This is a genomic window from Actinoplanes siamensis (assembly GCF_016862395.1).
Classification (GTDB): Bacteria; Actinomycetota; Actinomycetes; order Mycobacteriales; family Micromonosporaceae; genus Actinoplanes; species Actinoplanes siamensis.
The window spans coordinates 23664-29859 of record NZ_BOMW01000049.1 but is presented as its reverse complement, the minus strand read 5'-3'; the positions used below and the strand labels follow the sequence as shown (position 1 = coordinate 29859).

General features: G+C 69.9%; 8 protein-coding genes. All 8 read right to left on the bottom strand.

What is annotated here, in order from left to right; translation table 11 throughout:
• Positions 1 to 748 (bottom strand): hypothetical protein (locus Asi03nite_RS24625; protein ID WP_203682824.1); only part of this gene is annotated, 748 nt, incomplete at its 3' end.
• The gene (locus tag Asi03nite_RS24620; protein WP_203682823.1) at positions 745 to 1542 is read right to left on the bottom strand and encodes a hypothetical protein; all 798 of its coding nucleotides are present in this window, start codon (positions 1540 to 1542) and stop codon (positions 745 to 747) included. The genes Asi03nite_RS24620 and Asi03nite_RS24625, both read right to left, overlap by 4 nt.
• A 97-nt stretch (positions 1543 to 1639) precedes the next feature.
• A complete protein-coding gene (locus tag Asi03nite_RS24615) occupies positions 1640 to 2296 on the bottom strand; it encodes a Crp/Fnr family transcriptional regulator (protein WP_203682822.1) in 657 nt (218 codons plus the stop codon).
• 55 nt (positions 2297 to 2351) lie between these two features.
• Complete coding sequence (locus tag Asi03nite_RS24610; RefSeq protein ID WP_203682821.1) at positions 2352 to 2816, bottom strand: hypothetical protein; 465 nt, start codon at positions 2814 to 2816, stop codon at positions 2352 to 2354.
• Positions 2813 to 3394, bottom strand: a complete 582-nt coding sequence (locus Asi03nite_RS24605) for a MarR family transcriptional regulator (protein WP_203682820.1) — start codon at positions 3392 to 3394, stop codon at positions 2813 to 2815. Before Asi03nite_RS24605 ends, Asi03nite_RS24610 begins: the two co-directional genes overlap by 4 nt.
• 305 nt (positions 3395 to 3699) lie before the next feature.
• A complete protein-coding gene (locus Asi03nite_RS39105; protein ID WP_444978648.1) occupies positions 3700 to 3798 on the bottom strand; it encodes an MFS transporter small subunit in 99 nt (32 codons plus the stop codon).
• A complete protein-coding gene (locus Asi03nite_RS24600) occupies positions 3795 to 5192 on the bottom strand; it encodes an OFA family MFS transporter (protein WP_203682825.1) in 1398 nt (465 codons plus the stop codon). The genes Asi03nite_RS39105 and Asi03nite_RS24600 overlap by 4 nt, the downstream gene beginning before the upstream one ends.
• A 143-nt stretch (positions 5193 to 5335) precedes the next feature.
• Positions 5336 to 6106, bottom strand: a complete 771-nt coding sequence (locus Asi03nite_RS24595) for an IclR family transcriptional regulator domain-containing protein (RefSeq protein ID WP_203682819.1) — start codon at positions 6104 to 6106, stop codon at positions 5336 to 5338.
• Positions 6107 to 6196: the final 90 nt, after the last annotated feature.

Genomic DNA, 6196 nt, shown 5'->3' with positions numbered 1-6196 from the left:
CACTAGTCACCCGCTTTTCCTGGAGGAACCGGCCGGTGTCCCACCGCTGCTCCTGATCCCGGAGCAGCGTTCTCAGCATTTCGTGCGGATTCGGTCTGCCGACCTGGACCGCGACGTACCCGGGCACGCTCTCCACCGCCTGCCAGGTGTCGCGATCCATCAGCACGACCAGGTGGCCGGCGTGCCGGTCGGCCTCGGCCCGGTACGCGGACAACTGCTCCGGAAGCCGGCCGTGCCGCTCGGCCGTCGGGGGCACGACGATCAGACAGGCCGTGGGCTTCCCGGACCGTGGCCAGGCGAACTCGCCCACCGGGAGAAGCCGGCACGCGTCGTCGTCGACCGGTAGCAGGTGCAACGGCAGCCCGGTACGGGCCAGCAGGGCCACAGCGGCGGATCGGCGACCTGAATCAGCGGCCCCGATCAGGATCAGGAATCGATGTTCCACCAAAAGCCGCGAGGCACCGCGGCTGGTCATCGGTCCGGCGGCGGCGCCGGTCCGGCGATAGTCCCGTTCGACGAACGTCTCCATGGTCAGTCGCACGTGGTCCGCGCTGAGTTCGAGCGCGGCCCGGTAACGGCTGAGCCAGTAGTTGATGGTCTGATTCATCTGGTCGACATGGGTGGCGACCTGCCCTCGGTTGTCCTCTACCCGTGGGCCGTCGATGGTCGCCGTGGTCTCCTCCGGAAGGTCGTCGGCCGCGGAGTCGGCGTCCAGGAGCCGAGCCTCGGGGTCCGGCGCGGCCATCATCGCCCACCGTCGATATGCTGGGTCGGCGACTCCATCGTGGTGGCGACCTGGCCCCAGTTCCGCTTGACCCGGGGCCCCTCCACCGCGGGTGTCGGCTTCTTCCGCGCCTTCTCCGCCGGGGCCGGATCCGGGGCCGGGCCGGGCGGACTCACCCCGAAGAGGTTGCCGGAGATCTCCGGGATGTAGAGCCAGGCGCGCTGGGCGAAGTTCTTCCCGTCGACGGTCGCGGGGACCTCGATGCAGCGGTCCGGGTGCAGCTCGCTGTATCCGGCGGCCACCACGTCCTGGAAGACCCGGTCACTGAAGATGCACGCCACGTGCGTCACCCGATCGCTGGCGGCGGCCAGGATCGCCTTGACCGGTTTGGAGTCGAGCAGCCGGTGCGTGTCGTTGCGGGCGGTCCCGTTGCCGGTCCAGTGCGGGTCGCCGGGATCGGCCGGCAGCGGCCCGACGTTGAGGCTCACCCGCAGCCGGATCCGCGCCTGATCGCCGCGCACCGACCGGTTGTGCTGCGCGAGGCGCTCCTGCAGAACCCGCCCGAAGGGGTACGCCAGGTACGGCAGGATGCGCGGCGGCAGCCCGATCGCGAATCCATCGCCGGTCGGCCCGAGGAACTCCGGGCTCGCCCACTCGGTCCCCAGGTCCGTCCGGGTGAAGGCGTCGCCGACCAGTTCCAGGATCGAGCTGCTGATCGGCTGATGTGCGATGCCGGGCTGGGCGGTGAAGTCCTTGGCGTCGACGGCCAGGATCGCCCGGTACGGGGGCAGGTCGACGGACTGTGCGAACGGGTCCACGGCATTCCTTCCGGTGGCTGGCTGGACACCTGACAGCGTCCGGCCCGAGCCGGGAAGCCTCTGCACATTTCTGGGCATTCGCGATGTGACGGGCCTGTCAGTCCATCGTCGATTCGTCGGCGATGGCGGCCAGCCGTTCGAGATCGACCACCTCGATCTCGCGCCGGCCGGTGGCCACGACGCCCTGCCTACGGAGCGCGGCGAGTTCGGCGACGACTGCGTTGCGCGATGCGCCGATCAGCTCGGCCAGTTCCCGCTGGGGCAGTCTGATCGGCGGGCGGCCGGCGGCACGGTCGAGGCGCAGCAGGGTACGGAAGAGGCGCTGCCGCACCGGCAACACGGCCATCTCGGTCCGGTGCCGATCCGCTTCCCGGAGCCGCCCGACGGTGTACGCCGCGAAGCCGGCCGCCACCGTGGGCCGAGCCAGGATGCGGCGGAACTGCTCGCCGCTGAGCAGATGGGAGATGACGTCGGTCAACGCCGTGACGGTCGCCGACCGCGGCCCCCGGTCCACCGCTGCCAGGTCGCCGACCACGTCGCCCGCGGCGCGCAGGGTCAGCAGCGCCTGACTGCCGTCCGGCTCACACCGGGTGGCCTTCACACATCCGGCGACGATGACATGTACGTGGTCGGTCGGGTCCCCTTGCCGGAGCAGCACCGAGCTGGTCCGGAAGTGCACCGGGATCCCGGCCGCGCAGATGTCGCGCCACTCGGGCGGAGCCAGGTGAGCGAGAAGACCTGCCCCCTGATGCATCGACGATTCCGGGTATCTATGCACATGCAGAGCGTAGCCATCGAAGATGGCCGACTCAGAATGGACTCATCTGGTCCAGCACCTCGGCCGCGAGCGCCAGGATCTCCTCGACTTTGGGGAGGTCGCGGGTCACCTCGTCCGGGCCGATGGCCGGAGCCGCGGCCGAGGGATACTCCAGCTGGTTGCGGCGGCGACGCATCCGGTCGAAGGGGCGGAGCACCGCCCCGAGCGGCGGGTCCAGCTGGGCCGACACCGCCTCGCGCACCGCGATGTGACCGCCGCGACTGGTGGCGCGCAGACCCTGGTTCTCGAGCACCGCGGCCAATGCCTTGCGGGCGGCGTCGTAGAGCAGCTGGTACGCGCCCGCGGGATCGGCGCCGGCGATCGCGTCCGCCGAGGCCAGGTGCCGGCGGGCCTGGGCGATCAGCAGGTCGGCGTGATCGCGGCTGGCCGGCACCCGCTCCAGCTCGGCTCGGGTGATCATGCCGTCGACGACCTCACGGCCCTGCTGCCATCTCATGGCGGGTCTCCGATCTCGAAGAGGGGACGGGACCGCACCGATCCCAGGAACGGATCATCGCCTGGAGATCGCCAGGCGGAGACGGACACCCGGTGCGCATTTACCTCCCGGCCCAACTTCCGCTCGGCCGCTCGGGCGCGATCGGCCAGTTCGTCCTCGTCCACCTCACCCACCACGAGCACGTCGATGTCCTCCGGCGGCGGGCCGGGCTCCCCCGCGTAACGTGCGGCCCAGGACCCGTAGATGTACGCCCTCTCCACCCCGTTGAGCGAGGAGAGTTGATCGGCCAGCACGGCCGCGGGACCGTACGACAGGGCAAGCAACTCGGTGAGCGGGCGGGCCAGCCGATGGCCGACATCCGCCCGCAGCAACCGCAGGTTGCCCCGCCGTCGCTCGAGCACCAGACCGGAGCCGGCCAGATGACCGGCCTCGCGGCTGATCGTGGAGGCGGACACGTGCAGGAGCTGGGCCAGCTCCGTCACCGAGTAGTCCTTCTCCGGATGCAGATAGAGCCACGCCAGCAGCTCACCCAGCAACGGCGAGCGCAGAAGCGGGAGAAGCTTCGAACGGGGTTGCACGTATTGCACGGTACCTTGCAGCGTGCGCAAACATCCAGCTCAAGCACCCTACGGCACCGGCCGCCACGGAATTCCCCCGAAGATCTCCAAGGGAGCTCTTGGTCCTGGCCGCCGGGTGAGCGGCTGGCGGCCCGAGGTGCCTCACGGCACCTGACACACCTTCTGGGTCCAGCCGGGCGCCAGCGGCTGGCCGGCGACCGGCCGCCGGGCATGTGGCACCGAGCCGAGGCGGAACGCGGTGGCAGCGGCACGCCGAGCGTTTGCGCACCCTGCACGAAGGCTTGCAGGGTGCGCAAACTCGCTGGTCAGTTGAAGAGTTTGGCGGCCGTGACGACAGTCTGGACGATGCCGTAGCCGAGCAGGACGGCCACCAGGAGCCAGGACAGGGCCAGGCGGGCGTTCATGCGGCGGCCTCCTTCTCGCGGACGGTCCCGGCGTCCGCCGGCTCGTGCAGCGCGGCCGGGACGGGGCGGATCAGCAGGTTGGCGAGGAAGCCGACGGCCAGGACGCCGACCATTGTGAGCAGGGCCGGCTGGTAGGCCGAGGACGTCAGGGTGCCGGGTTTGCCCTGGGCGTCGAGGAAGCCGTTGACGATCAGCGGGCCGGCGACGCCGGCCGCGGACCAGGCGGTCAGCAGGCGGCCGTGGATGGCGCCGACCTGGTACGTGCCGAACAGGTCGCGCAGGTACGCCGGGACGGTGGCGAACCCGCCGCCGTAGAACGACAGGATGACGCCGGCCAGCAGGACGAACAGCGGGATCGCGGTGTCGCCGACGGTGGCCAGCAGCAGGTACATCACCATGCCGACGCCCAGGTAGATCAGGTAGATGGGCTTGCGGCCGATCAGGTCGGAGGTCGTCGACCAGGCGAAGCGGCCGGCCATGTTGAACAGGGAGAGGACGCCGACGAATCCGCCGGCCGCGGCCACCGCGACAGCGGAGGCGCCGTCCTCCCGGAAGAAGTCCTGGATCATCGGGCTGGCCTGTTCCAGGATGCCGATGCCGGCCGTGACGTTGCAGAACAGCACGATCCAGAGCAGCCAGAACGAGCGGGACCTGATCGCGTTGGCGGCGGACACCTGGGCCGTGGTGATCAGCGGCTTGGCCTTGACGCTCGCCGGGTCCCAGCCGGCCGGGCGCCAGCCGGGAGCGGGCACGCGGATGTTGGCCACGCCGAACATCATGATCAGGAAGTAGCCGATGCCCAGCGTGAGGAAGAGCAGCACCAGGGCGTGACCGTCGGCGACCGAGGTGGAGATGTTGGGGTTGTAGTCCGGGTCGTAGAGGGACAGCAGTTGGCGCGAGGCCGGGCTGGCGATCAGCGCACCGCCGCCGAAGCCCATGATGGCCAGGCCGGTGGCCAGGCCGGGACGGTCCGGGAACCATTTGATCAGCGTGGAGACCGGGGAGATGTATCCGATGCCCAGGCCGATGCCACCCAGCACGCCGTACCCGAGGTAGACCAGCCAGAGCTGGCCGGTGCCGATGCCCAGGGCGCTGACCAGGAAGCCGGCCGCCCAGAAGCAGGCGGAGACGAGCATCGCCTTGCGCGGGCCGTTCCTCTCCACCCAGGTGCCGCAGACCGCGGCGGAGAGCCCGAGCATCACGATGGCGATGCTGAAGATGACGCCGATCGCGGTCTGGCCGGCGTCGAAGTGGGCGATGAACGAGTTCTTGTAGACGCTGGTGGCGTAGGCCTGGCCGATGCAGAGGTGGACCGCGAGAGCGGCCGGTGGGATCAGCCACCGGCTGTAGCCCTCGGGGGCCACGGTGTGTTGGTGATCGAGCGCGGAGAACAGGGACATAACGCGCGCCTCCCCTCAAGACCTTCATCATCGAACGAGCTCTATCCACCCCGCAACTTTTGACGGCGCAAACGTCGATTCACGATCAAAAGCGGTCCACTGTACGGATGGAGTGGTCAACGCCACACCCGTGGATCTCACCGGGTCGCGATGCGCAGATCGGCCTCGATCGCCGCGGTGGCGGCCAGCAGCGGCGGGAGCAGGCGCTCGCGGATCGTGTCGACGGTGGCGCGCGCCGCGTGCACGGAGATGTTCAGCGCGCCGGCGGCCGCCCCGGTGCGGTCCCGGATCGGCGCCGCGATCGCCCGTAACCCCTCCTCCAGCTCCTGGTCCACCACGGCGTGCCCGGCGCGGCGGACCCGGTCCAGCTCGGCGCGCAGCTCACCGGGCGAGTGGAGGGTGCGGTCGGTGAGCGGCTCCAGCCTGGCCCGGCCGAGATAGCGGTCCAGCTCCGGCTCGGGCAGCGCGGCCAGCAGCACCCGGCCCATCGAGGTGGCGTACGCCGGGAAGCGCGTCCCCACGTTGATCGCCACCCGCATGATGCGGCTGGTCGGCACCCGGCTCACGTAGACGATGTCGTCACCGTCCAGGACGGACAGGGAGCAGGATTCGCGTACCTCGCCGACCAGGCGTTCCATGTGCGGCTCGGCCACCTCGGGCAGGGTCAGCCCGCCGAGGAACGCGTAGCCGAGCTCCAGCACCCGGGGCGTCAGCGAGAACAGCCGGCCGTCGGTCCGGACATAGCCGAGATCGGTCAGCGTGAGCAGGAACCGGCGGGCGGCGGCGCGGGTCAGTCCACAGTGGCGGGCCACGTCGCTGAGCGTCAGTTCACGGCGTTCCGCGTCAAATGCACGGATCACCGCGAGTCCGCGCTCCAGCGACTGAACGTAGTACGGTTCCCGCGTCATCGGATGATCGATCCAGATCGTTGACGTGACACGAGCCACATCCTAGCGTTCTCTATGAGAACTTCCGTTCGTTCTGCGCACAACCTTTAC